The organism is Arthrobacter gyeryongensis, from assembly GCF_039543785.1.
GTDB lineage: Bacteria > Actinomycetota > Actinomycetes > Actinomycetales > Micrococcaceae > Arthrobacter > Arthrobacter gyeryongensis.
The window spans coordinates 46,553-69,254 of the sequence record NZ_BAABKK010000021.1 but is presented as its reverse complement, the minus strand read 5'-3'; the positions used below and the strand labels follow the sequence as shown (position 1 = coordinate 69,254).

At 64.1% G+C, this 22,702-nt stretch carries 19 protein-coding genes, 1 rRNA gene and 1 pseudogene; 13 read left to right on the top strand and 8 right to left on the bottom strand.

Annotated elements, in window-relative coordinates; all coding sequences use genetic code 11:
- The first annotated feature begins 139 nt into the window (after positions 1–139).
- Positions 140–256: ribosomal RNA gene (rrf, locus tag ABEA18_RS15170) — 5S ribosomal RNA — on the top strand.
- 174 nt (positions 257–430) lie between these two features.
- Here the strand turns inward: rrf and ABEA18_RS15165 are convergent.
- From ABEA18_RS15165 to ABEA18_RS15155, 3 genes are read right to left on the bottom strand one after another with little or no spacing between them, the layout of a single operon-like run.
- Positions 431–1,264, bottom strand: coding sequence for an alpha/beta fold hydrolase (locus tag ABEA18_RS15165; RefSeq protein ID WP_345450360.1), 834 nt, complete (start codon positions 1,262–1,264; stop codon positions 431–433).
- A 31-nt stretch (positions 1,265–1,295) separates the two neighbouring features.
- Complete coding sequence (locus ABEA18_RS15160; protein ID WP_345450358.1) at positions 1,296–2,150, bottom strand: alpha/beta fold hydrolase; 855 nt, start codon at positions 2,148–2,150, stop codon at positions 1,296–1,298.
- 4 nt (positions 2,151–2,154) lie between these two features.
- Positions 2,155–3,036 carry an alpha/beta fold hydrolase gene (locus tag ABEA18_RS15155; RefSeq protein WP_345450357.1) on the bottom strand — a complete coding sequence of 294 codons (882 nt, stop codon included), beginning with the start codon at positions 3,034–3,036 and terminating at the stop codon, positions 2,155–2,157.
- Positions 3,037–3,113: 77 nt separating this feature from the next.
- Here ABEA18_RS15155 and lysS point away from each other — a divergent pair, with 77 nt between their 5' ends.
- From lysS to dhaM, 9 genes and pseudogenes are all read left to right on the top strand, one after another.
- A complete protein-coding gene (gene lysS / locus ABEA18_RS15150) occupies positions 3,114–4,643 on the top strand; it encodes a lysine--tRNA ligase (protein WP_345450355.1) in 1,530 nt (509 codons plus the stop codon).
- Positions 4,644–4,645: 2 nt separating this feature from the next.
- The gene (locus tag ABEA18_RS15145; RefSeq protein ID WP_172465751.1) at positions 4,646–4,822 is read left to right on the top strand and encodes a hypothetical protein; all 177 of its coding nucleotides are present in this window, start codon (positions 4,646–4,648) and stop codon (positions 4,820–4,822) included.
- Positions 4,823–4,983: 161 nt separating this feature from the next.
- Positions 4,984–5,310, top strand: coding sequence for a histone-like nucleoid-structuring protein Lsr2 (locus tag ABEA18_RS15140; protein WP_236814113.1), 327 nt, complete (start codon positions 4,984–4,986; stop codon positions 5,308–5,310).
- A gap of 375 nt (positions 5,311–5,685) precedes the next feature.
- Complete coding sequence (locus tag ABEA18_RS15135; RefSeq protein WP_345450353.1) at positions 5,686–8,178, top strand: ATP-dependent Clp protease ATP-binding subunit; 2,493 nt, start codon at positions 5,686–5,688, stop codon at positions 8,176–8,178.
- Positions 8,179–8,329: 151 nt separating this feature from the next.
- A pseudogene (locus ABEA18_RS15130) lies at positions 8,330–10,432 on the top strand (S9 family peptidase).
- A 28-nt stretch (positions 10,433–10,460) separates the two neighbouring features.
- Entirely contained in the window at positions 10,461–10,970 is a 510-nt protein-coding gene (locus tag ABEA18_RS15125; protein WP_345450351.1) for an amino-acid N-acetyltransferase, read from the top strand.
- Between the two features lie 491 nt (positions 10,971–11,461).
- Positions 11,462–12,463 carry a dihydroxyacetone kinase subunit DhaK gene (gene dhaK, locus ABEA18_RS15120; protein WP_236814121.1) on the top strand — a complete coding sequence of 334 codons (1,002 nt, stop codon included), beginning with the start codon at positions 11,462–11,464 and terminating at the stop codon, positions 12,461–12,463.
- Between the two features lie 2 nt (positions 12,464–12,465).
- Positions 12,466–13,116, top strand: coding sequence for a dihydroxyacetone kinase subunit DhaL (dhaL, locus tag ABEA18_RS15115; RefSeq protein WP_345450348.1), 651 nt, complete (start codon positions 12,466–12,468; stop codon positions 13,114–13,116).
- On the top strand, positions 13,113–13,808 hold the full coding sequence (dhaM, locus tag ABEA18_RS15110) for a dihydroxyacetone kinase phosphoryl donor subunit DhaM (protein WP_345450346.1): 696 nt from the start codon (positions 13,113–13,115) through the stop codon (positions 13,806–13,808). The genes dhaL and dhaM overlap by 4 nt, the downstream gene beginning before the upstream one ends.
- A 67-nt stretch (positions 13,809–13,875) precedes the next feature.
- Here dhaM and ABEA18_RS15105 read toward each other — a convergent pair whose 3' ends face one another.
- Positions 13,876–14,271, bottom strand: coding sequence for a hypothetical protein (locus ABEA18_RS15105; RefSeq protein WP_345450368.1), 396 nt, complete (start codon positions 14,269–14,271; stop codon positions 13,876–13,878).
- A 272-nt stretch (positions 14,272–14,543) separates the two neighbouring features.
- Here ABEA18_RS15105 and ABEA18_RS15100 point away from each other — a divergent pair, with 272 nt between their 5' ends.
- Positions 14,544–15,212: a class I SAM-dependent methyltransferase gene (locus ABEA18_RS15100; RefSeq protein ID WP_345450344.1), complete on the top strand. Its 669-nt coding sequence runs from the start codon at positions 14,544–14,546 to the stop codon at positions 15,210–15,212.
- Between the two features lie 22 nt (positions 15,213–15,234).
- On the opposite strand, the gene ABEA18_RS15095 is transcribed toward ABEA18_RS15100, so the two are convergent.
- The gene (locus tag ABEA18_RS15095) at positions 15,235–16,140 is read right to left on the bottom strand and encodes an HhH-GPD family protein (protein WP_345450366.1); all 906 of its coding nucleotides are present in this window, start codon (positions 16,138–16,140) and stop codon (positions 15,235–15,237) included.
- Positions 16,141–16,383: 243 nt separating this feature from the next.
- On the opposite strand from ABEA18_RS15095, the gene ABEA18_RS15090 reads away from it, so the two are divergent.
- The gene (locus ABEA18_RS15090) at positions 16,384–17,103 is read left to right on the top strand and encodes a hypothetical protein (protein WP_345450342.1); all 720 of its coding nucleotides are present in this window, start codon (positions 16,384–16,386) and stop codon (positions 17,101–17,103) included.
- Here ABEA18_RS15090 and disA read toward each other — a convergent pair.
- Positions 17,100–18,176, bottom strand: a complete 1,077-nt coding sequence (gene disA / locus ABEA18_RS15085; RefSeq protein WP_345450340.1) for a DNA integrity scanning diadenylate cyclase DisA — start codon at positions 18,174–18,176, stop codon at positions 17,100–17,102. The genes ABEA18_RS15090 and disA overlap by 4 nt on opposite strands.
- Before the next feature lie 829 nt (positions 18,177–19,005).
- On the opposite strand from disA, the gene ABEA18_RS15080 reads away from it, so the two are divergent.
- Complete coding sequence (locus ABEA18_RS15080; RefSeq protein ID WP_345450338.1) at positions 19,006–20,619, top strand: peptide chain release factor 3; 1,614 nt, start codon at positions 19,006–19,008, stop codon at positions 20,617–20,619.
- A gap of 1 nt (position 20,620) precedes the next feature.
- Here the strand turns inward: ABEA18_RS15080 and ABEA18_RS15075 are convergent, their stop codons facing one another.
- Positions 20,621–21,244 (bottom strand): Pr6Pr family membrane protein, encoded by a 624-nt coding sequence (locus tag ABEA18_RS15075; protein ID WP_345450336.1) that lies wholly within the window; start codon positions 21,242–21,244, stop codon positions 20,621–20,623.
- A gap of 64 nt (positions 21,245–21,308) precedes the next feature.
- Positions 21,309–22,682, bottom strand: a complete 1,374-nt coding sequence (radA, locus tag ABEA18_RS15070) for a DNA repair protein RadA (protein WP_345450334.1) — start codon at positions 22,680–22,682, stop codon at positions 21,309–21,311.
- Positions 22,683–22,702: the final 20 nt, after the last annotated feature.

The window sequence follows — 22,702 nt, the reverse complement described above, 5'->3', positions numbered from 1 at the left end:
CTATGTGGTTCCCGAACAACAAACCGTTCAGGAACAAACCACAACCGAATAACAACACCACAGTTCCCGAAAAGGAACACATGTTGTAACCACGGATCTTCCCACCCCGCACCCCGTGCGGCGGATCGGGTAACAGGGTTACGGCGGTCATAGCGTGGGGGAAACGCCCGGTCCCATTCCGAACCCGGAAGCTAAGACCCACAGCGCCGATGGTACTGCACCCGGGAGGGTGTGGGAGAGTAGGACACCGCCGGACAACCATTAACGGCCAGGCCCCGACACCACGTGTCGGGGCCTGACCCCTTTAACCCGCCCGGCAAAAACAGGCCCGCACCCCGCCCGGACCCGGTATATGTGAGCCGGCGTCCCGCCCGGACCCGGTATATGTGAGCCGGCGTCCCGCCGCACCCGGGCATATGTGAGCCGGCGTTTAGCCCGAGAAGAAGTCGGAAAGCTCGGCGATGAGCTTGTCGGGTGCGCGGATCACTCCGTCGTGGCCGTGGCCGGGGAGGATCGTATAGCTCGATCCGGAGAGGACGTCATGGATCTGGCCGCACGCCACACCGAAGTAGGCGGGGCTCTTTTCCCCCACCACAATGAGTGTTTCCAGCGGTAGCTCAAGGAACGGCTCTGCGGGCATGTCCGCGGCGATGACTGCCTTGATCTCACGCACGCCGGCCTGCATGAGCTCACGCATCTGCTTGCCCATGGGAGTGCCCGACGCCAGCTTGGTGACGAGTGTCAGCATGGACAGCGGCATCCGCGCGAAGGCGCCCTCCGTCTCGACGCCCTTCACGAGCACGGCGAGCCCGCGGTCAAAGTCTCCAGCCGCCGTCGCGCGCTCGTATTCGCTCGTCCACTCGGCCTTCACGCTGTGGTTGACGGAGACTGCGGGGTCGTAGACCGCCAGGCGTTCCACCGGCAGCGTGCGCGCCGCGTGCAGGGCCACTGCGCCTCCGAAGCTGTGGCCGAAGACATCGGTGCTGGCCGTGTGCTTCATGACTTCGGAAAGATCCCGGATGTCGACGTCGAGGGTGTAGTCCTCGGGCTGCGGCGACGATTCACCACGGCCGCGGCGGTTGAAGGTGTGGACCGGGCGGCCGAGGGCGGCACTGAGTTTCTGGGCAAACTTGGAGTAGTCCGCGGCGGTCACCATCGAGGCGGGCACGACGACGACGCCGGAGCCGCCACCGGCAAGCTCACCGCCCGTCGTGAAGAGCTCGAGGGTTCCGCCGTCGGCCGTTGTGATGTTCTCGCGCGTCATGCTTCGAGCCTAACGGAGCCGCGGGGTTCCGTCAGTCCTTGAAATAGCTGGAAAGGTCCGTCACGAGTTCCTTGACCGCGGCAGGAATGGATCCGTGGAAGCCTTTTGGCGATACCACCAGCGTGCTTCCGGGGACGGCTGCGTACAGCCGCTCTGCAGTGACTTTGTAGTATTCGGGGCTTTTGCTGCCCACGATAAATTGCGTGCTTCGGGGGAGGACGGAGAAGTCCCGCGGACGCGCAGCTTCGTCGTAGGCGGCCTTGAGTTCTGCCACGCCCGTTGGCATGAGTCCCCTGAGGACCTTGTTGACCTTGGTGTGGGAAACGAGGGCCATGAGTCCGGCCAGGATGGGCTCCGGGATTCGCGCCAAGGCGGTACCAGGTTGCATGCCCCTCTTCATCCTGGCCATGGCACGCCCCACATTTCCGCTATCCACGGATTGGGCAAAACCGTCCAGCCAGCCCATGTCCATGCTCCCGTCGATGTTCACGGCGGCGTCGTACACGGCAAGTTTGTCAGGTTCGTAGCTTGTCCCCGCAAACTCCTGCACGGCGTTCAGGGCCACGGATCCGCCAAGGCTGTGGCCAAGGAGGTTCCTGGCGCCGGTGGCGTCCATGATGCTCCGCACGTCCGCAATCTCCGTGGCCATGGAGTAGTTTGCGGGTAGTTCCGTCGAGCTGCCTCGGCCCCTGCGATCGTAGACGTCGACTGCCCAACCTTCGCCGAGTCCGTTGGATAGCGCCATGGAAAAAGGCCTGTAGATGAGCGCGGTCAGGAATGCGCCCCCGATGAGCACCACGCGGCGCTCTCCCGGAGCATCCGCCGAGCCGTAACTGTACAAGGCGAGCTTGCCGCCGTCGGGGGTGGGGACCTCACGTTCTATCACCGCTTCATCCTAGGGTGACGGCGCCCTGTGCCAGGTAGCGGGCAATCCTCACAGCGAGCTGCTTGCCCGGCCGGAGCGGACCCTCGTGGAACTGGAGTGGGACTACCGAGAAGTCCACCGCCGGTATGGCAGCTGCAAGCTGCCGACCGGTTTCGGCAAAGTACGCCGGACTCCACCCGCCACTTAGCATCAGCGTTGGCGTCTTCAACTCCGCATAGTCTTGGATATGCGAGTCGGCGTCCATGATCGCGCGCATCTCCAACACCGCCGTCGGCAGCAGTTCCCGCATCTCGGATCCCAACCTCGTCTTGGCGGAGAGGATGCTGATCACCCGCAGCGCCCCGAGCGGCAAATAGGAAATCGGGCCGGCCGTGCCCAGCCCCTGGACCAAATGCGCCCAGGCGTTGTCGAGCTGGCCCGCGGTGACGGCCTCTTCCAATTGCGGTCGCCAGCGACCGTTCAAGTTGCCGGAGAGGGAAACCGCGGCGTCGTAAGTGACGAGGCGGGAAATTGGTGCGCGCAGCGCCGCCTGGAGCGCGACGAATCCGCCATAGCTGTGGCCAACAACATCGGTGGATCCGCTCGCCTCCATCACGGAAAGCAAGTCGCTGGTCTCCGTCGCAGCGGAGTAGCTTGGCGGCTGCGGTGCCGACCGGCCGCGGCCGCGCCGGTTGTAGGAATGCACCGGCCGGCCAAGCAGGACGCTCAGGTTCCGGGCGAATGGCCAGTAAAGGGAATCGGTCACCAAGGTGCCGTGAACGAGCACGACGCCGGGCTCGTCCGTAGCGCTCGAAGCGCCGGGAATGGACGCTTCGGCTACCGGCCGGAAGGAGTGCACCTCGAGGTGGCCGCCGTCGTCGTCCGTTTCAACTGTCCATGTCTCCACAGCCCGAGTCTATGTTGCCGCGGGGGCGGGAGGGGAAGATAGGGAACTCTAAGGAATCCCCGGTAAACTTGTGGATTGTGACTTCCGCAAACACCCCATCCCCGCACACCGCCGCCGAGCCAGCCGACGCCAGCGAACAGATGCGCATCCGCATGGAAAAGCGCAGCAAGCTGATTGAGCGCGGCACCGAGGCCTACCCGGTGGGTGTTGAGCGGACGCATTCCCTTGCCGAGATCCGCGAGAAGTACGCCCATCTCCAGGCTGACGAAACCACCGGCGACATCGTGGGCATCACCGGCCGCGTCGTGTTCGTGCGCAACACGGGCAAGCTCTGCTTCGCCACCCTCCAGGAGGGCGGCGTGGACGGGAAGGGCGTGCGCCTGCAGGCGATGCTCAGCCTCGCGAACGTCGGCGAGGAAACTCTAGCGGACTGGAAAGCGCTGGTGGACCTCGGAGACCACGTCTTCATCAAGGGCGAAGTCATTTCCTCCAGGCGCGGCGAGCTGTCCGTCATGGCCGACTCCTGGTCCATGGCCTCCAAGGCCTTGCGCCCGTTGCCGGTGCTGCACGCTGAGCTGAATGAGGAAACCCGTGTCAGGCAGCGCTACGTGGACCTCATGGTCCGCGACGAAGCCCGGGAAATGGTCTACACCCGCGCAGCGATCACCCGCTCGGTCCGCGACACCTTGGACCGCCGCGGCTATGTGGAAGTGGAGACCCCCATCCTGCAGCTCGTCCACGGGGGTGCCACGGCCCGCCCGTTCGAGACGCACATGAATGCCTTCGACCAGAAGATGACCCTGCGTATCGCCACCGAGCTCTTCCTCAAGCGAGCCGTGGTGGGCGGAATTGACCGCGTGTACGACATGGGCCGCGTCTTCCGCAACGAAGGCGTCGACTCCACGCACAGCCCCGAATTCACCACCTTGGAGTGCTACGAGGCGTGGGCGGACCAGTTCGTCATGGCCGAGCGCATGAAGGAAATCATCCTGAACGTCGCCGACGTCGTGGGCACCCGCACCATCCAGACTGACGCCGGAGAGATCGACCTCGACGGCGAATGGGCCTGGGTTGCCGTCTACCCGGGGCTCTCCGAGGCGATCGGCGAAGAGATCACTCCGGACACCACGGTGGCGGAACTTCAAGCGATTGCCGCCAAACACGAGGTCAAGGTCGATCCCAAGTGGGACGCCGAAAAGCTCGTAGTAGAACTGTTCGGCGAGATCGTCGAACCCACCCTGCTCAACCCGACCTTTGTCTACAACTATCCTCCCTCCGCGCAGCCCCTTGCCCGGCCGCATCGGGAGGACGGCCGCCTGATCGAGGCCTGGGACCTCATCATCGGCGGCATGGAACGCGGCACGGCCTTCTCCGAACTGATCGACCCCGTCATCCAGCGCGAACGCCTCACGGAGCAGTCGCGTCGTTCGGCAGCCGGCGATGTCGAGGCGATGCAGTTGGATGAAGACTTCCTGCGCGCCCTTGAATACGGTGCTCCGCCCATGGGCGGCATCGGCCTAGGCATCGACCGCTTGGTCATGCTGTTCACCGGAGCAGGCATCCGGGAAACCATCCTGTTCCCACTCCTCAAGCCCGAAGGGCACTGACCATGGAATACATTGCCGTTCTTGCACCGTCCGTCGTCGTCGGACTTCTCTTTTGGTTTGCCATGAAGGCTATCTTCAACGCGGACAAATCAGAGCGACAAGCAGAAGCCCGTGCCCAGGAAGAAGCCGGATTCGGAATTGCCAAGCCGGCGGGCGACGGCTCGACCCCTGCCAAATAGCTCTTTCTCCGGCCGCTCCCGAAGATTTAATAGTGTCTTTGGCGATCCTTTGAGGATGCCTTTGGCTGAGCCTTTGACGGAGTGCCATGCGCTGGACGATAATCTTTAATTAGTAGTCTAGCTATTCGGCATATCCGACCCCTCCAAAAGAGAGTCTTTTCATGGCACAGAAAGTCAAAATTATCCTCGTTGACGACCTGGATGAGGGCTCCGCGGATGAAACTGTCCGCTTTGGCCTTGATGGAGTCAGTTACGAAATGGACCTGTCCAGTGCCAACGCTGCGAAGCTGCGGGACGCTCTGGGGCCATTTGTAGCTAAGGCGCGCAAGACATCGACTGGCCGTGCAACGCGTAGCCGCGTTGCCGCAGGGAGAAACCAGGACTCCGCACAGATCCGTCAATGGGCGCGCGACAACGGTTATACCGTAAACAGCCGCGGGCGCATTCAGGCCGAAATTCAGGAAGCCTACCAGAAGGCTAATTCCTGACACCAAGTATCAATACCCCGGCCCTACGGCCGGGGTATTGTTTTTAACCGCCCGGCTCGCCGGGATAACGATGTCGTTTGGCAGCATGGCGCCACTATTCCCAGGAAGGTTTGGAGCCGACTGGGCATATCCGGTGGACAGTCACCACGTTTGCCGGGAAGAACGACGGCGGCCGGCCGGCTGTGGGGGTATCGACGGAAGCGCGGCGTGACCGTGGAAGCCCTGGATCCGGTCTCCGCAGTGATCCCGAGGTCCACGGACGAGTTGAGCGGACTTATTCCCGGTGCGGCCATGTTTCCCCTGTGGCGAACACGCCCCAAAATTCCAGCGTTGCCACGTAGCATCAAAGTACGTCGTAGCTAGGAGTGTGGCGAAATGTTTGAGAGATTTACGGACCGTGCCCGTCGCGTTGTTGTGCTTGCCCAAGAAGAGGCACGCATGCTCAACCACAACTACATCGGTACCGAGCACATCCTCTTGGGTCTGATCCACGAGGGTGAGGGCGTTGCCGCCAAGGCGCTGGAGTCCCTGAGCATTTCGCTCGATGGCGTCCGCGAGCAGGTACAGGAGATCATCGGCCAGGGCCAGCAAGCCCCGTCCGGCCACATCCCCTTCACCCCGCGCGCCAAGAAGGTGCTTGAGCTCTCGCTCCGCGAAGCCCTGCAGCTCGGCCACAACTACATCGGCACCGAGCACATCCTGCTTGGCCTCATCCGCGAGGGTGAAGGCGTTGCCGCGCAGGTCCTCGTCAAGCTTGGCGCCGACCTCAACCGCGTCCGCCAGCAGGTCATCCAGCTGCTTTCCGGTTACCAGGGCAAAGAAACTGCGGGTCCCGGCTCAGGTCCGGGCCAACAGGAAGGCACCCCCGCCGGTTCGGTGGTGCTGGACCAGTTCGGCCGCAACCTCACCCAGGCCGCGCGGGAAAACAAGCTTGATCCCGTGATCGGCCGCGAGCTGGAGATGGAACGCGTCATGCAGGTCCTCTCCCGCCGGACCAAGAACAACCCCGTGCTGATCGGTGAGCCCGGCGTCGGCAAGACTGCCGTCGTCGAGGGCCTCGCCCAGGCGATTGTCCGGGGAGATGTGCCGGAGACCATCAAGGACAAGCAGCTCTACACGCTTGACCTTGGTTCCCTTGTTGCCGGTTCCCGTTACCGTGGTGACTTCGAAGAGCGCCTGAAGAAGGTCCTGAAGGAAATCCGGACCCGCGGCGACATCATCCTCTTCATCGACGAGATCCACACGCTCGTGGGTGCCGGCGCTGCAGAAGGTGCCATCGATGCCGCGTCCATCCTCAAGCCGATGCTGGCCCGTGGTGAACTCCAGACCATCGGCGCCACCACACTGGACGAGTACCGCAAGCACATTGAGAAGGACGCCGCTTTGGAGCGCCGCTTCCAGCCGATCCAGGTCAAGGAGCCTTCCGTCGCGCATGCGATCGAGATCCTCAAGGGCCTGCGTGACCGCTACGAGGCGCATCACCGGGTGACCATCACCGACGGAGCCCTTGCTTCTGCTGCAACGCTGGCCGAGCGCTACATCTCGGACCGCTTCCTGCCGGACAAGGCGATCGACTTGATCGATGAAGCGGGTGCCCGGCTTCGCATCCGCCGCATGACTGCCCCGCCGGAGCTCAAGGCCATGGATGAGCGCATCGCCGAAGTGAAGATGGAGAAGGAATCCGCCATCGACGCCCAGGACTTCGAAGGCGCCGCCTCGCTGCGCGACAAGGAGCAGAAGCTCATTGCCGAGCGTGCCGAGAAGGAACGCAACTGGAAGTCCGGCGGCATGGACGATATTTCCGAGGTGGACGAGGAGCTGATTGCCGAAGTTCTCGCGAACTCCACCGGCATCCCGGTCTTCAAACTCACCGAGGAAGAATCCAGCCGCCTCCTCAAGATGGAAGACGAGCTGCACAAGCGGGTCGTCGGCCAGGACGAGGCCATCCGTGCCCTGTCCCAGGCGATCCGCCGCACGCGTGCAGGCCTGAAGGACCCCAAGCGTCCGGGTGGCTCGTTCATCTTCGCCGGCCCCACCGGCGTCGGCAAGACCGAGCTCGCCAAGGCGCTGGCCGAATTCCTGTTCGGTGAAGAGGATGCCCTCATCACGCTGGACATGTCCGAGTACTCCGAGAAGCACACGGTTTCGCGTCTCTTCGGTGCCCCTCCGGGCTACGTCGGCTACGAAGAGGGCGGGCAGCTGACCGAGAAGGTCCGCCGTCGTCCGTTCTCCGTGGTGCTGTTCGACGAAGTGGAGAAGGCCCACGCCGATCTCTTCAACTCGCTGCTGCAGATCCTGGAAGACGGCCGCCTGACCGATTCCCAGGGCCGCGTGGTGGACTTCAAGAACACGGTGATCATCATGACCACCAACCTGGGCACCCGCGACATCTCCAAGAGCGTGGCCACCGGTTTCCAGTCCGGTACGGACACCACCACCGGCTACAACCGGATGCGGGCACGGGTCACCGAAGAGCTCAAGCAGCACTTCCGCCCCGAGTTCCTCAACCGCGTTGACGACGTCGTGGTGTTCCCACAGCTCACGCAGGACGAGATCATCGAGATCGTGGACCTCTTCGTCACGCGCCTCGAGAGCCGTCTCAAGGACAAGGACATGGGCATCGAGCTCACCACGGCCGCCAAGGTCCTCCTGGCGACCCGGGGTTACGATCCCGCCATGGGTGCCCGGCCGCTGCGCCGCACCATCCAGCGCGAGATCGAGGACCAGCTCTCCGAGAAGATCCTCTTCGGCGAGCTGCACCCCGGTGACATCGTGGTGGTCGATGTGGACGGCGAAGGCGACGACGCCAAGTTCACCTTCGCCGGCAACGCCAAGCCCCGCATCCCGGAAATCGCTCCGAGCGCCTAGGTTCAGGTTCCGCCGACTCAGAGGCCCCGCCCGCTCCCCTCAAGGAGCGGGCGGGGTTTTTGCGTTCCCGAGGTTCGTAATATCTGAAATAACTGTTTCACTCTTAGTGAACGTTTTGTGATCTGGGGCACATTGCGTGTTGAATCAGAGCATGGATTCGAATGCCTCCGAGACCCCGAGCACGCAACCCGAAACTCCTTTCCACGATCTCGACCACTACCTGGCCATCCCCCGGGTCGGCGGCCTGGCTCTCAGCACGGACGGAAGCCGCCTGGTCACTACGGTTTCCACGCTCAACGCCAAGGGCACTGAATACGTCACGGCCCTTTGGGAGCTTGATCCTGCCGGAAAGAAGCACGCCCGCCGCATCACCCGCAGCGCCAAGGGAGAAACCGGCGCGGTGTTTGCTGCCAACGGTGACCTCTACTTCACCTCAGCCCGGCCCGATCCGGACAGCCCCGGAGCGGATCCCGTGAGCGCGTTGTGGCTCCTGCCGGCCGACGGCGGTGAGGCCCGGGTGGTGTACTCCCGTGCAGGCGGAATCGGGGGCGTCATGGCCGCGTCAGCCGCGGACGCAACTTTCGTGACGGCCTCGGTCCTTGCCGGTTCCACCGATGAGGATAATGACGAGGAGCGCCGCAAGAGCCGCAAGGACAACAAGGTAGCGGCCATTCTGCACACCGGCTACCCGGTGCGTTACTGGGACGCAGATCTGGGCCCGGCCCAGCCCAGGCTGTTCGCCGTGGAAAACGGGGGCGCGGCTGAGTCCGGGAAGCCCGCGACCGTGGACGCAACCGCACCCCTGAAACTGCGCAATCTGACGCCCGACGTCGGCGGCAACCTCCGCAACACCCACGCGGTGGTCAGCCCGGACGGCAAGACGATCTATACGAGCCTGGCCAAGCCGCTCGCGAAGGCCGACACGCGCTTTGTGCTCGCCGCTGTCGACGTGGCCTCCGGCTAGGTCAAGGTGCTCCTTGACCATGAGGGAATGAGCTATTTCCCGGGCCCGGTCAGCGCTGACAACAAAAGGCTCTCGGTAGTCAGCGAAAGCGACAGTACCCCCGGGCAGGCGCCCCAGGTCAAACTCCATCTCTTGAACGTCGGGGCAGGAGAAACCCTTGACCTAGAGCCCCTTGCGCCCGCTTGGGACCGCTGGGGCAAGCCCGCGGCCTGGCTGCCGGACGGGCACTCGCTCCTCGTCACAGCCGACGACGACGGCGCGATGCCGGTCTTCCGGGTCGCCGTCGCGGACGGTACGGTCACCAGGGTGACGCAGGACGCGGCGGCGTACACCGACGTCGTGGTTTCGCCGGATGGGCTGAGTGCGTTCGCGTTGCGCAGCTCTTATGAATTCCCGGCGGAAGCCGTCCGGATCGAGCTCGCCTCAGGCGACGTCGAGCGGCTCCCCGCGCCCGCTGAGCGCCCCACGATCAAAGGCAAGTTGGAGCGGGTGGAGACGAGCGCGGCTGATGGTTCGAGGGTTCCGGCCTACCTCGCGCTCCCGGAAGGCGCGTCGGGGGCGAATCCGGCGCCCTTGCTGTTGTGGATCCACGGCGGGCCGTTGGGCTCGTGGAATGCCTGGACCTGGCGGTGGAATCCATGGCTGCTCGTATCGAAGGGGTATGCCGTGCTGCTGCCGGACCCGGCACTGTCCACCGGGTACGGCCAGCAATTCATCCAGCGCGGCTGGGGCGAATGGGGCAAGGCGCCGTATACGGACCTTATGTCCATCACCGACGCAGTGGTCCAGCGGCCCGACATTGACCAGACGCGGACAGCCGCCATGGGTGGGTCGTTCGGCGGATACATGGCCAACTGGGTGGCCGGGCACACGGATCGTTTCAAGGCGATCGTGACGCACGCCAGTCTGTGGGCCATGGACCAGTTCGGGCCCACAACGGACGCTTCGCAGTACTGGCTCAAGGAAATGACCGCAGAGATGGCACTGGACAACTCGCCCCATCTCCATGTCGGGAAGATCAAGACACCCATGCTTGTGATCCACGGTGACAAGGATTACCGAGTGCCGATCGGCGAGGGCCTGAGGCTTTGGTACGAACTGCTTTCCAGTTCCGGGCTGCCCGCTGATGAGAACGGTGAGACCCAGCACCGCTTCCTGTACTTCCCTGACGAGAACCATTGGATCCTGCAGCCGCAGCACGCCAAGGTCTGGTACGGCGTCGTGGAGCACTTCCTTTCCAGGCAGGTACTTGGACGGGACGTTCCTCTTCCTGAGGACCTGGGGCTTTAGGCGCCTTCGGCCTCGTAAGATTGTGGCTGTGACTTCGACGTTCAGTATCCGCCCTGCCCGCACCGGCGATGTTGCCGCGATCAAGCGGCTTGTAGCGCCTCTGGCGGAGCAGCGAATCCTGATGGCCAAGGAGACCGTGGCCTACTACGAGAGCCTTCAGGAGTTCCGGATTGCCGAATCGTCCGATGGCGAGGTGATCGGTTGTGGTGCCTTGCACGTCATGTGGGAGGACCTGGCCGAGGTGCGCACTTTGGCGGCGGACGACAATTGGCGGGGCAAAGGCGTGGGTCACGTCCTTGTCCAGCAACTTCTGGAAGACGCCCGGGCCTTGGGGGTTGCGCGTGTCTTCTGCCTGACGTTTGAAGTGGACTTCTTCAAGCGCCACGGATTCGAAGTCATGGCGGACCAAACCGCCGTCGATCCCCAGGTCTACTCGGAATTGCTGCGTTCCCATGACGAGGGCGTGGCCGAGTTCCTGGATCTGGCCCGCGTGAAGCCCAATACCCTGGGCAACACCCGCATGATCAGGGTCCTTTAGCTCCGCTTCTTCTCCTTGGCTCCCGTATGTGCCACCCCGCACGTCTTTACGTATATCAACTTGATGGATAAACTAGTTGAGGCTCGGTTGCGGCGGGCCAACCATACTGTGGAGGCGAGAAATGAAGTACCACGTTATGTTTCCGGACTTTTCAGGTTTCCAAATTGACATGCCGCGTCCCGGCGCCACACCGGAGTCGCGCAAGCAGGGGACCGGAGGTTGCATGCGGTCCGGGTGCACGGATCTTTGGCCAGACTCGATGGCCAAAGACGCAGCACCCCAAGACCTCAGCATCGGTCGTTTGACGGTGGGCGGGCCGCCACACTGACCGGGCGGATGCCGGAAGGTTTTTCAGAAGGGACAACCATTGGGGGTTGTCCCTTCTGTGTTTCCGGGTTCCGGAATTTCCATGTACGGACCGTTCCCCTACCGTGCCCGGGGCGCTGGTAGTAGGGTCAAATCACCTACCAGCAACTCCCCAGGAGCGCCCCATGAAAAAGCTCATCAACGATCCCCGCTCGGTGGTGGACGAGTCTGTCGAAGGTTTCGGCATGGCCCATGCCGATCTCGTGGACGTCCATACGGACCCCATCTTTGTCGTTCGAAAAGGAGCGCCCGTGGCCGGCAAAGTGGCGCTTGTGTCGGGAGGTGGGAGCGGCCACGAGCCGCTTCATGCCGGCTTTGTGGGGCACGGAATGCTCGACGCCGCCGTGCCGGGTGCCGTGTTCACCTCGCCCACTCCTGACCAGATCATTCCGGCGACCGCCGCAGTCGATTCAGGCGCCGGCGTCATACACATCGTGAAGAACTACACCGGTGACGTGCTGAACTTCGAGACCGCGGCAGAGATGGCCCAGGCTGAAGGAATCAGCGTCCGCTCGGTTCTCGTCAACGACGACGTCGCTGTGGAGGATTCCCTGTATACGGCAGGCCGTCGCGGTGTGGGGGGCACTGTGCTGGTCGAAAAGATTGCCGGCGCGGCAGCGGAGCGTGGGGATTCGCTGGAGGCCGTCGCGGGCGTGGCGGAGGGAGTTGTCCGGAACGTGCGCACCATGGGCGTCGCCTTGTCCGGCTGCACGGTGCCGCATGCCGGGGTGCCCAGCTTTGAACTCGCTGACGATGAAATCGAAATCGGCATCGGCATTCACGGTGAACCAGGCAGGCACCGGATCGCCATGGAGGGCGCCGACGCCATCACCAGCCGCCTCTTGGACCCTGTCCTGGAGGACCTCGGGATCAAGGCCGGTGAAGAGGTGCTGCTCTTCGTCAACGGAATGGGCGGTACGCCCCTCAGTGAGTTGTACATTGTCTATCGCCGGGCGGCCCAGATCCTCGCGGAAAGAGGAGCCAAAGTGGAGCGCTCACTTGTGGGCAACTACGTCACGTCGCTTGAGATGCAAGGTTGCTCCATCTCGGTACTGCGGCTCGATGACGAACTGACCGCCCTCTGGGACGCACCCGTCCATACTCCGGCCCTGCGTTGGGGGATGTGACAGTGGGCCTGGGGGTCGAATGGGCGGTCCAATGGTTGACCCTCTCCGCTCGGCTCATGTCCGAGCATCGGGAGGAATTGATTGCGCTGGACCGTGCGATAGGCGACTCCGACCACGGTGAAAACATGGACCGGGGATTCCAGGCCGTCATGGAGAAACTTGCCCAGACTCCGCCCGAGACACCTGGCGCAGCCCTGAAGTTGGCTGCGATGGCACTGATGTCCAAAGTGGGCGGGGCAGCCGGACCGCTATATGGAACCGCGTACCTTAGGGCGGCCACGGCACTGGGAGAAGACGCAGACATTGACGCAGCGGCGCTCGCCGGAGCACTGACCGCGGCTCGGGACGGAATTGTTGCCCGCGGCAAGGCGGAGCTCGGTGATAAAACCATGGTGGATGCCTGGTCTCCTGCTGTGGAAGCGGCGGACGAGGCCCTGGTGGCCGGTGGAGATGCTGTGGCGGTGCTGGCTGCGGCGGCCGAGGCTGCCGAAGTTGGTGCCGTCACGACAGATCCGTTGGTAGCCCGCAAGGGGCGCGCAAGCTACCTCGGTGAACGCAGCGCAGGTCACCGCGATCCCGGGGCTGTGTCTTCTGCCCTGTTGTTGCGCGCAGCCGCTACCGCTGCGGGATTCCCTGAAGGGGCCGCTGAATGACGGTGGGCTTGGTGGTGGTCTCGCACAGCCGGAAAATCGCGGAAGGTGCGGTGGAGTTGGCTGCGCAGATGGCCACCGATGTGAAGTTCTACGCCGTAGGCGGCACGGATGATGGCCGGATTGGCACCGACCTGGAGAAAACGATCGCCGCATTCGAGGCAGGACTTGGGGAGGCTTCAGGCGATGGCGTGGTGGTCCTGACGGATCTTGGTTCGGCGGTTATGACGGCAGAATCAGCGGCCGAGTTCTGCAGCGAGCCGGAAAAGGTCCTCCTTGCCGACGCTCCCTTGGTTGAGGGCCTGGTTGCCGCCGCGGTGGCCACCCAGGGTGGTGCCTCGGCGGCCGCAGTCAAGGCTGCCGCCGAGGGGGTGCGTTTTGGTCAGGAGCCCGTTTTTGAGACGGCGGGGCCGGCAGAATCCCGAGGCAGGGGCGAACCGGCGGAAAGCGGTGAGTTCGAGCTCGTAAACCCGATGGGAATGCACGCCAGGCCTGCGGCCAAAATTGCTGGCGGACTTGCCGGCCTGGATGTCGAGGCAACTGTAAACGGCGTCGATGGCACCTCCATTATGGAACTCATGAGCCTCGCCGTGGGCAAGGGCGGCAAGCTCAAGGTCGAGGCTTGGGGCAAAGATTCATCGAAGGCCGTGGATTACGTCAGGCGGCTGGTGGAACAGGGATTCGGCGAGATCTGACGCCGCGCCGAGATGTCGCTGCATGTCGGAATTTGCCGTGGCGCGGGGGGCGTGGTGCGGGGGGTGTTCAGGACTGCCGCAGGCCGCGGGCATCGAGCACGAGGCTTGCCGTGATGGCGGTTTGGCACTCCTCGCCCCACGGTTTGGCGCTTATGGGCGTGAAGTTGAGTGTCCTGACCGGCAAGGTCCCGCCGTTTGTGTCCGCGCCAGTCACTTCGGCATCGATGGGCGAGGACGTCAGCGTTCCCATGTTGAGGAAGCCGTAGCGGGTGCCATCCGGTGACGCGACGGCAGAGCATGACCCTTCGGGTTCCGGCCCGCAGGATTGAGGGAGCGACACGCTGCCCGGGCGCAGCTCCAAATCGGCTTCGCGGCATTTCCCGTCCTGGCATGCCTTCAAATGGACGGTTTTGACCGTTGGCGCGTACTCTGCCGTGATTGTCAGGGAGACCACGGGGGCCATCGCAATTGCCGGACAAACGGTGACTTGAGGTTCGCATCCCGACCAGAGCGCCGCCGTCGTGGTCAATGCAATGGCGGCCCACAACCTGCGCATACTTGAGAATAATCCCGCACCCGGGGCCGGGAACGGGATATCTACAACTGGCAGGCACATCGTTACCGACATCTACGGATCGTTGCGGCTCCGCGACCTCAAGGCCTAGTCATGGGCGGTTCGGCAGGGTTTTGCAGGGTTTTCGGAATGCGCCGGCCACAGAGGATAGGGTTCTTTGCATGATTGAACCCTCGGATCTGCTTGCCACTCGCGCCGCCTACAACACGGTAGCCGCCGATTACGCTGAACTCCTGCGCAACGAACTCGACGCCAAACCAATTGACCGGGCCATGCTCGGCACGTTCGCCGAGCTCGTGCGTTCCTCGGGAGGCGGGGCGGTTGCCGACATCGGTTGCGGGCCCGGGCGGATCACGGCGTACCTGGATTCCCTCGGGCTGGCGGCTTTAGGCATCGACCTGTCGCCGGAGATGTTAACAGTAGCCCGCAAGGACCACCCCGGCCTGCAGTTCGATGAAGGATCGATGGAGGCCCTGGAGCTGGCGGACGGCACTCTGGGTGGCATCGTTGCTTGGTATTCGATCATCCATACGCCGCCCGCCCGTTTGCCGGGGGTGTTCGCGGAGTTCCACCGGACCCTCCTGGACGGCGGCTTGCTGCTGCTCGCTTTCCAGGCCGGCGACGAGCCAAGGCATTTGGACTTCGCGTATGGCCACGAAATCGACCTCGACGCCTACCGCTTGCCGCCTGAGCGCATCATGGAACTCCTCGTTCAGGCCGGCTTTGTTGCTGAAGCGCAGCTTCTCCGCGAGCCGGACGACAGGCACGAGAAGACCCCGCAGGCGTATCTCCTAGCCCGCAAACCAGCGCGCAAGCCAGCCATGTCGTAGCGGAAGCCGCGCAAAAGGAGGCCTAGGCCGGGAGCCGCAGCCCGCCGTCGTGCATCTCGGCCAAGCCGTCACTCAGTAGCCCCTGAACAGCGCGCTCCAGCTGCTCGGGGGCCGAATTCAAGCGGTGCAGGGCCGCCAGCGGGACGGCCGCGCCCTCGGCGGCGAAACCGAGGTCAGCTGCGGATCGTTCGAACAGCTCAGGGGCTACCGGCGACTCTGCCACTCGCAATACGGCCATGACGGCACCCCGCAGCTGCCGGTCTGTCCCGTGCCACGCCTGGCCCTTGGGCGTATACGTGGGCGGCGGTTCACCTGCCGCAAGCCACGCGCAGGAATCGCGGACGGGGCAATCCAGGCACTTGGGGGAGCGGGCGGTGCACACGAGCGCTCCGAGTTCCATGACGGAAGCGTTCCAGCGGACGGAGAGCCCGACGTCGTCGGGCATGAGTGATTCGGCGAGGCGCATCTCCGACGCGGTGAGCGACGGCGCCGGAAGCGCAAGTCCCGAAACGAGCCGGGCATGCACCCGCCGGATGTTCGTGTCTACGACCGTTTCGCGGCGACCGAAAGCAAAAGCAGCCACGGCCGCGGCCGTATAGTCGCCGACGCCGGGAAGGCTCAACAGCGAGGCATGCGTGTCCGGCACCCTGCCGCCATGCTCTTCCACGATCGCGACGGCGGCCGCGTGGAGCCTGAGCGCGCGGCGGGGATAACCGAGCCTCCCCCAATGTCGCACGGCCTCGCCCGAAGGCTGCTTTGCGAGATCCGCGGGTTCGGGCCAGCGTTCCATCCAGTCTCTCCACACCGGCAGGACGCGGACTACCGGAGTCTGCTGCAGCATGACCTCGCTTACCAGGATCCCCCACGGGCTGCAGTCCGGCGACCTCCACGGCAATATGCGGGCCACCTCGGAGAACCAGCGGTCCATGGACTGGTGTAAGTCCGTGAGGCGATGGGTGCCGGCAAGTTCAGCGGCGCTGGCAATCTCGGCGGAGCCGGGCAGTGACATGAAGATCCTTGCTGCGGTTCGTGGCGGGCCCTGTTGGCAGCCGATTCCTGCCATCCACTGTAGTGGAGCCGGCCGGGAATGACGTAGGTCATACTGGCTCGGATCAGGGCCCGGCGGCGTGGTGCGGCACCATCCACGCCTTGCGTTGCCTAGCCTAGAAGCATGGTCAACAAGGGCAAGCAACCGCCGAGGGCGCGCACGTCGCCGTCGGCAAAAAGCGCTGCCCGGACCACAGGCGTAAACCGTTCGACGAACGGGGCCCGGCCCCAAAGGCGACGGACGAGCCCTGCCGTTTACCGGCGTCGGAGGCTGGTTGTTTTCGGCGCGCTCCTGGTGGTCCTGGCGATGCTCGTGGCCGGGGCCGTGGCTATGAGTTCATCCCTTGCGGGCAAGGCTGATCCCGGCCCATCAACGACCCAAGCCCCCGGAGCCGCTCCCGCGAGCCAGGCCGCTACGACGGATCCCATCGCGGCCACCACAACGCCCGCAGCCACGCCGGTGTGCGACCTCAATCTGGTGACGGTAACGGCGTCCACGGACCAGCCTGCGTATGCGGCCGGGCAAAATCCCGTGCTGAGCATGAAGATCACCAATGGCGGAGCAGCACCGTGCCAGGTCAACGTCGGCACGTCCCAGATGGAGTTCCTGGTGATGAGCGGCGAGGACCGGATTTTCTCCTCCAAGGACTGCCAAGCGAAGGGCGATGACCTCGTGAAGCAGATCGATCCGGGCAAGAGCGAAATCGCCAACTTCCCGTGGCAACGCAACCGGACGACGGAGGGCTGCGGCGTAATCTCGGCCAAGCCTGCCACCGGCACCTACACCTTCAAGGCCGTACTGGGAAACAAGGCGAGCACGAAAGCCGTGTTCCAGCTCGGCTAGAGGAACCGGTCCAGCAGGCTGGCTTCGGCCATGCGGCTGAGCCCTTCGCGGACGGTCCGGGCGCGCTGGTCGCCGATGCCGTCCACGGTCATGAGATCGTCGATAGTGGCGGCCATGAGGTACTGGAGTCCGCCGAAGTGCTCCACCAAACGGTCGGCCACGGCTTTCGGAACCGACTTCAGCCCGGACAAGAGGCGGTAGCCGCGCGGCTGAACACCCGCGTCGAGCACGTCCATGCCCCCGGCGAATCCGATGATCCCGGCGATCTTGCCCAGATCGATCAGCTCCGCCGGGCCAAGATCCAGAAGGGCCTGCACCGCACCGTCGATGTCCTCGGGCGAGGCGTTGGCGCCGGCATAGTCGCGGATGATCACGTCGCTGCCCGGGCCGCGGCCGGTGGTGAGCTCTTCCAACTGCAGCGAGAGCAACCTGCCGTCCTCACCCAGTTCCAAGACATACTGAGCGATTTCCTCGGCAATGCGCCTGACCATTTCCTGGCGCTGGAGGGTGACAGCCACATCCCGAACGGTGACCATGGCCTCGATTTCGAGGGCCGATAGGGCGCTAGTGACCTGATCCAAGCGGGCGCTGTATCGTTCGAGGGTTGCGAGAGCCTGGTTGGCGCGGGCCAGGACCTTCTCGGAGCCCTCAAGCACGTGGCGCAGGCCGTTGACGTAGAGGGCGATGATCTGCATGGACTGGCTGACCGAAATCACCGGAACACCGGTCTGGATGGCCACGCGCTCGGCCGTCCTGTGACGCGTTCCTGATTCCTGGGTCTCGATGCTGGAGTCCGGCACAAGCTGTACCGCGGCACGAAGGATGTTCCCGGCGTCCTTGTCGCAGATGATGGCACCGTCCATCTTTGCGAGTTCACGCAGCCGCGTCGGGGAGAAATCGATGCCGATTTCAAAGCCGCCGGAGCAGATGGATTCGATGGTCCGGTCCGTTCCCAGCACAATCAAGGCGCCGGTGCGCCCACGGAGGATGCGTTCCAGGCCGTCGCGCAACGGTGTTCCGGGGGCCACCCTGCCCAGAGTCGCCTTGAGCGAATCTTCGGGGCTCCGAGCCATAGGTGTTCCCTTCAAAGGTGCACGCAGGCGCGCCCGCAAGTGTGCCGGTTTTCAACAGTAAGTCGACGGGATCAAAATGCCAGGTTTCCCGCAAGCTCAATGATAGAGGTATAGACCGGCAACAACCGCACGGGCAAGCCTTAAAGTGCCCCAAATTGGGTTATGTGGCGGGACCTTCGAAACGCGTTCGACGGCGGCCGCCGCACCGCCACTTTCAGCTCGGTCCCGGACCCTCAGTTCGGTCCCGGAACCTCAGTGACCCTTGACCCTCAGGGAGCCGTCCGAAGGCGCGCGAGTCGCTCAAGGTCGCGTCGCACGCTCTGCAGCGCCGCTTCCCGGGCGGCGGCCCTTCCCGTGTCCGGATGCGCTTGCCTCGCAGGAGGGTGGACTCCACCTCTGCTGGCGTTCGGCCGGTGTCCTTGCTGGTTCCCAACCGGGTTCCCAGCGGGGGAGGGGCCGAGGGGATCGTAGAACAAGTCATTCCCTGGATTCATTGATGCCCTGTTCCTTTCATGCCATCGTCGGCGGCCTGGTTTTTCCTGGCGGATGGCTCCAATCCGGGCCGGACGCATCCGCTATGAGTTCAAACTATCGGCAGGTGATTTCGGAGGTTTGTGCACTTCGTTTCGATCCTGTTAAGCGCCGGCCCGGGACCCTGCCTCCGGCGTGGTCCCGGGCTGCGATAAACTTGGTATCTTGGCCGGCGCGCAAATCGTGCCGCTCCCTGAGTTGGCCCCCTGCCGGCACGGGGCCAGTATCCAGCCTCCATCCCACGTTCGGCCCGTCGTTCCAATGCGGGCAACGCCCAGATCGCAGCGAAAGTAGCACCGTGTCCCAAGAAGTCCTGAGCCCCGCCCGAGTCCAGGAAATTCACCATGAGGCCTCCCGGCGTCGGACTTTCGCGGTCATTTCGCACCCTGACGCCGGCAAGTCCACGCTCACGGAAGCCCTCGCCCTGCACGCCAAGGTCATCGGCACCGCCGGTGCGTCCAGCGGCAAGGCCAACCGCAAGGAAACTGTTTCCGACTGGATGCAGATGGAAAAGGACCGCGGTATTTCCATCAGCTCCGCGGCATTGCAGTTCTCCTACCGGGACACTGTGATCAACCTGCTGGACACCCCGGGCCACGCCGACTTCTCCGAGGACACCTACCGCGTCCTGGCCGCCGTCGACTGCGCAGTGATGCTGGTGGACGCCGCCAAGGGCCTGGAAACGCAGACCATGAAACTCTTCGAAGTCTGCAAGCAGCGAAACCTTCCCATCATCACGGTCATCAACAAATGGGACCGCCCGGGCCTCGACGCCCTCGCGCTGATGGACGAGATCACGGAACGCACCGGACTCCAGCCCATGCCCTTGACGTGGGCCGTGGGCATTTCCGGCGACTTCCGCGGGGTCTGGGACCTGCGAAATGACCGCTTCGCACGGTTCGCGCGCAACAATGCCGGTGCCAACATCGCCATCACCGAGTACTTCACTCCGGAGGAAGCAGCCGAAACCCAGGGCAACAACTGGAGCGACGCCGTCGACGAAGCCGGACTCGTGATCGAATCGAACCTCGAGTTCAACATTGAGAGCTTCCACGCCGGAACGGCAACACCTATCCTCTTCAGTTCGGCGGCCCTGAACTTCGGGGTCAAGGAAATCCTTGACGCCTTGGTGGACTTCGCGCCTCCGGCCGCGCCCCGCCCCGACGTCGACGGCGAGGCCCGTTCGGTAGACGCTCCCTTCGCGGGGTTCGTCTTCAAGGTCCAGGCCGGCATGAACAGGGCCCACCGCGACCACGTCGCGTTCATCCGTGTGTGCTCCGGCGTCTTCGAGCGCGGCATGGTTGTTACGCAGACACGCACCGGAAAGTCCTTCGCCACGAAGTACGCCCAGCAGGTGTTCGGGCGCGAACGCGAAGTCATCGACGAGGCCTATCCCGGCGACGTCGTTGGCCTGGTCAACGCGTCCTCGCTGCGCGTAGGAGACAGCCTGTTCCTCGACGAGCCCGTGGAATTCCCTGCCATCCCGCTCTTTGCGCCCGAGCATTTCCAGGTGGCCAGGTCCAAGGACCCCAGCCGCTTCAAGCAGTTCCGCCGCGGCATTGAGCAGCTTGAGCACGAAGGCGTCATCCAGGTGCTCCGTTCCGACGTCCGGGGCGACCAGGCACCCGTGCTCGCGGCTGTCGGTCCCATGCAGTTCGAGGTTGTGGAAGACCGCATGGCCCACGACTTCAACGCCCCGATGCGCCTGGAGCGCCTTCCGTACTCGATGGCAAGGATCTCGACGGCGGAGGCCATGCCGGCGCTCGCCAACGTCCCGGGCGCAGAGGTGCTGCTCAGGTCCGACGGCGAATACCTCGCGTTGTTCAACGACGTCTGGGCACTGCGCCGGATCGAGAAGAACCACCCGAAGCTCACGCTGGTCCCGATCGGCACGCACAACCCCGCGAAATAGTTCAGTAGCTCACTTGGCGTTCGAGCTTGTTTCCCAACCCCAGCATGGCGAGGCTCACCACGAGGAATCCTATGGAGATCGCCACTGCGAAGACCGCCACTCCGCCCCAACCGCCTGCGCGCATAGGGTCGATGAACCAGTAGGCGTACCAGTTTACGAATGAGCCCCGGACCAGGCTGTAGACGAGGTAGGCAACCGGGTAGAGCAGCCAGTACCAGAGGTGCTTGACGGTCAGCCTCGAGCGCGGAGGCTGGAACAGCCAATCGGCAACCATGACAACCGGCATGAGGTAGTGGACGACGAAGTTGACCCAGGGGAGCAAGGAGCCGAGGTCTTGTCCTGCAAGGAGTGCGCCGAAGACGAGTCCCACGACGGCCATGGCGATCGTTGCAGTGCCCCGCGTGGCGTCGTCGAGTTCGCTGGGCCGCTTGCCAACCATCACGCGGTAGCCGCTGATCAACAGCACCACCGACGCGAAGATGTTGGACAGGTTGGTGAAGTAGCTGAAGAAGTTCCACGGATCAAAGCCCAGGCCGATGTGGACCGTGAGCTGCGTCCCGACGGCTACAAGGGTCAGGAGGGCAAAGAAGAGGCGTCCCCCAATGAGCACATTTCTTTTTGTCATGGGGATAATCTTCCGGTGGCCACGGCTAAGTCACGCGCCCGACACTCCGAAGCCAAGCCGGCCGCTAGGTGATCAGCAACTCCAAGGCCTCCGCCAGGTGTGCCACTTCGCGGACCGAGAAACCCTCCGGGACGGGGCCCGGTCCGTTGGGACTGGCCGGCACCACGGCGTGGGTGAAACCAAGCCTCTGAGCCTCGTGGATGCGCTGGTTGATCCCGGGAACCGGACGGACCTCGCCGGCCAGGCCCACCTCGCCGAAGGCAATGAGCCGCTGCGGCAGTGCCTTGCGCGCCTTCGCCGAGGCCACGGCAAGCGCCACAGCCAGGTCGGTGGCCGGTTCGCTTAATTTCACTCCTCCGACAGTGGCCACGTAGGAGTCGTCCTTGTGCAGGATGCAGCCGGCCCGTTGTTGGAGCACGGCCAGGAGCATTGCCACGCGCGAGCTGTCCAGGCCGCTCGTGGCTCTGCGGGGTTGTGAGCTGGTACTTTCGGCCAGGAGCGACTGCACCTCGGCCAGCAGCGGGCGCCGGCCTTCCATGGTCACGGTGATGCAAGTGCCGGACACCGGCTCGCGGGTCCGCGATACAAAAAGGCCGCTGGGATCGGCTAGGCCTTCGATGCCGGCTTCATTGAGGTCGAAACAGCCGACGTCGTCCGTGGCGCCGTAGCGGTTCTTGACCGCGCGCAACAAGCGCAAGCGCGAATGGCGCTCGCCTTCGAACTGGCATACAACGTCCACCAAGTGCTCCAAAAGACGCGGACCGGCAATGGAGCCGTCCTTCGTCACGTGGCCAACCAGCAAGGTGGTCATGTTGCGGCGCTTTGCGGCGGCGATGATGGAAGCCGCGACTTCACGGACCTGTGAGACTCCGCCCGCGCTGCCTTCGACATCGGCGCTGCTGAGGGTCTGCACCGAGTCGACAATCAGCAGCTTCGGCTCAAGCTTCTCCACTTGCCCCAGCGCCTGCCCGAGGTCCGTCTCCGCCGAGAGATAGAGGGTGTGCGCGACCGCGTCGATCCGCTCCGCACGGAGCTTGACCTGGGCCGCAGATTCCTCGCCCGTGACGTACAGGACGTCCTGCCCCGTGCGGGCGAACTTCGCAGCGACATCCAGGAGGAGGGTGGATTTCCCGACGCCGGGTTCTCCGGCGAGCAGGATCACCGCGCCGGGAACCAGCCCTCCGCCCAGGACGCGATCCAGTTCGTCGACGCCGGTGGGCAGGAATGCGGCCGTGGTGCCGTCTACCTCGGCAATCCGGCGGGCCGGCTCCAAAACTGTTGTGGCCGCCGTCGTACGCGCAACCGTGACGCCTGTTTCCTCCACGGTGCCCCACGCCTGGCACTCGCCGCAGCGCCCCACCCACTTGACCGTGGTCCACCCGCATTCGGCACATTTGTACGCGGGCGTCTTGGAAGTGCGTGAGGTCTTGGAAGCCATGCGTACAAGGCTAGTGGAGG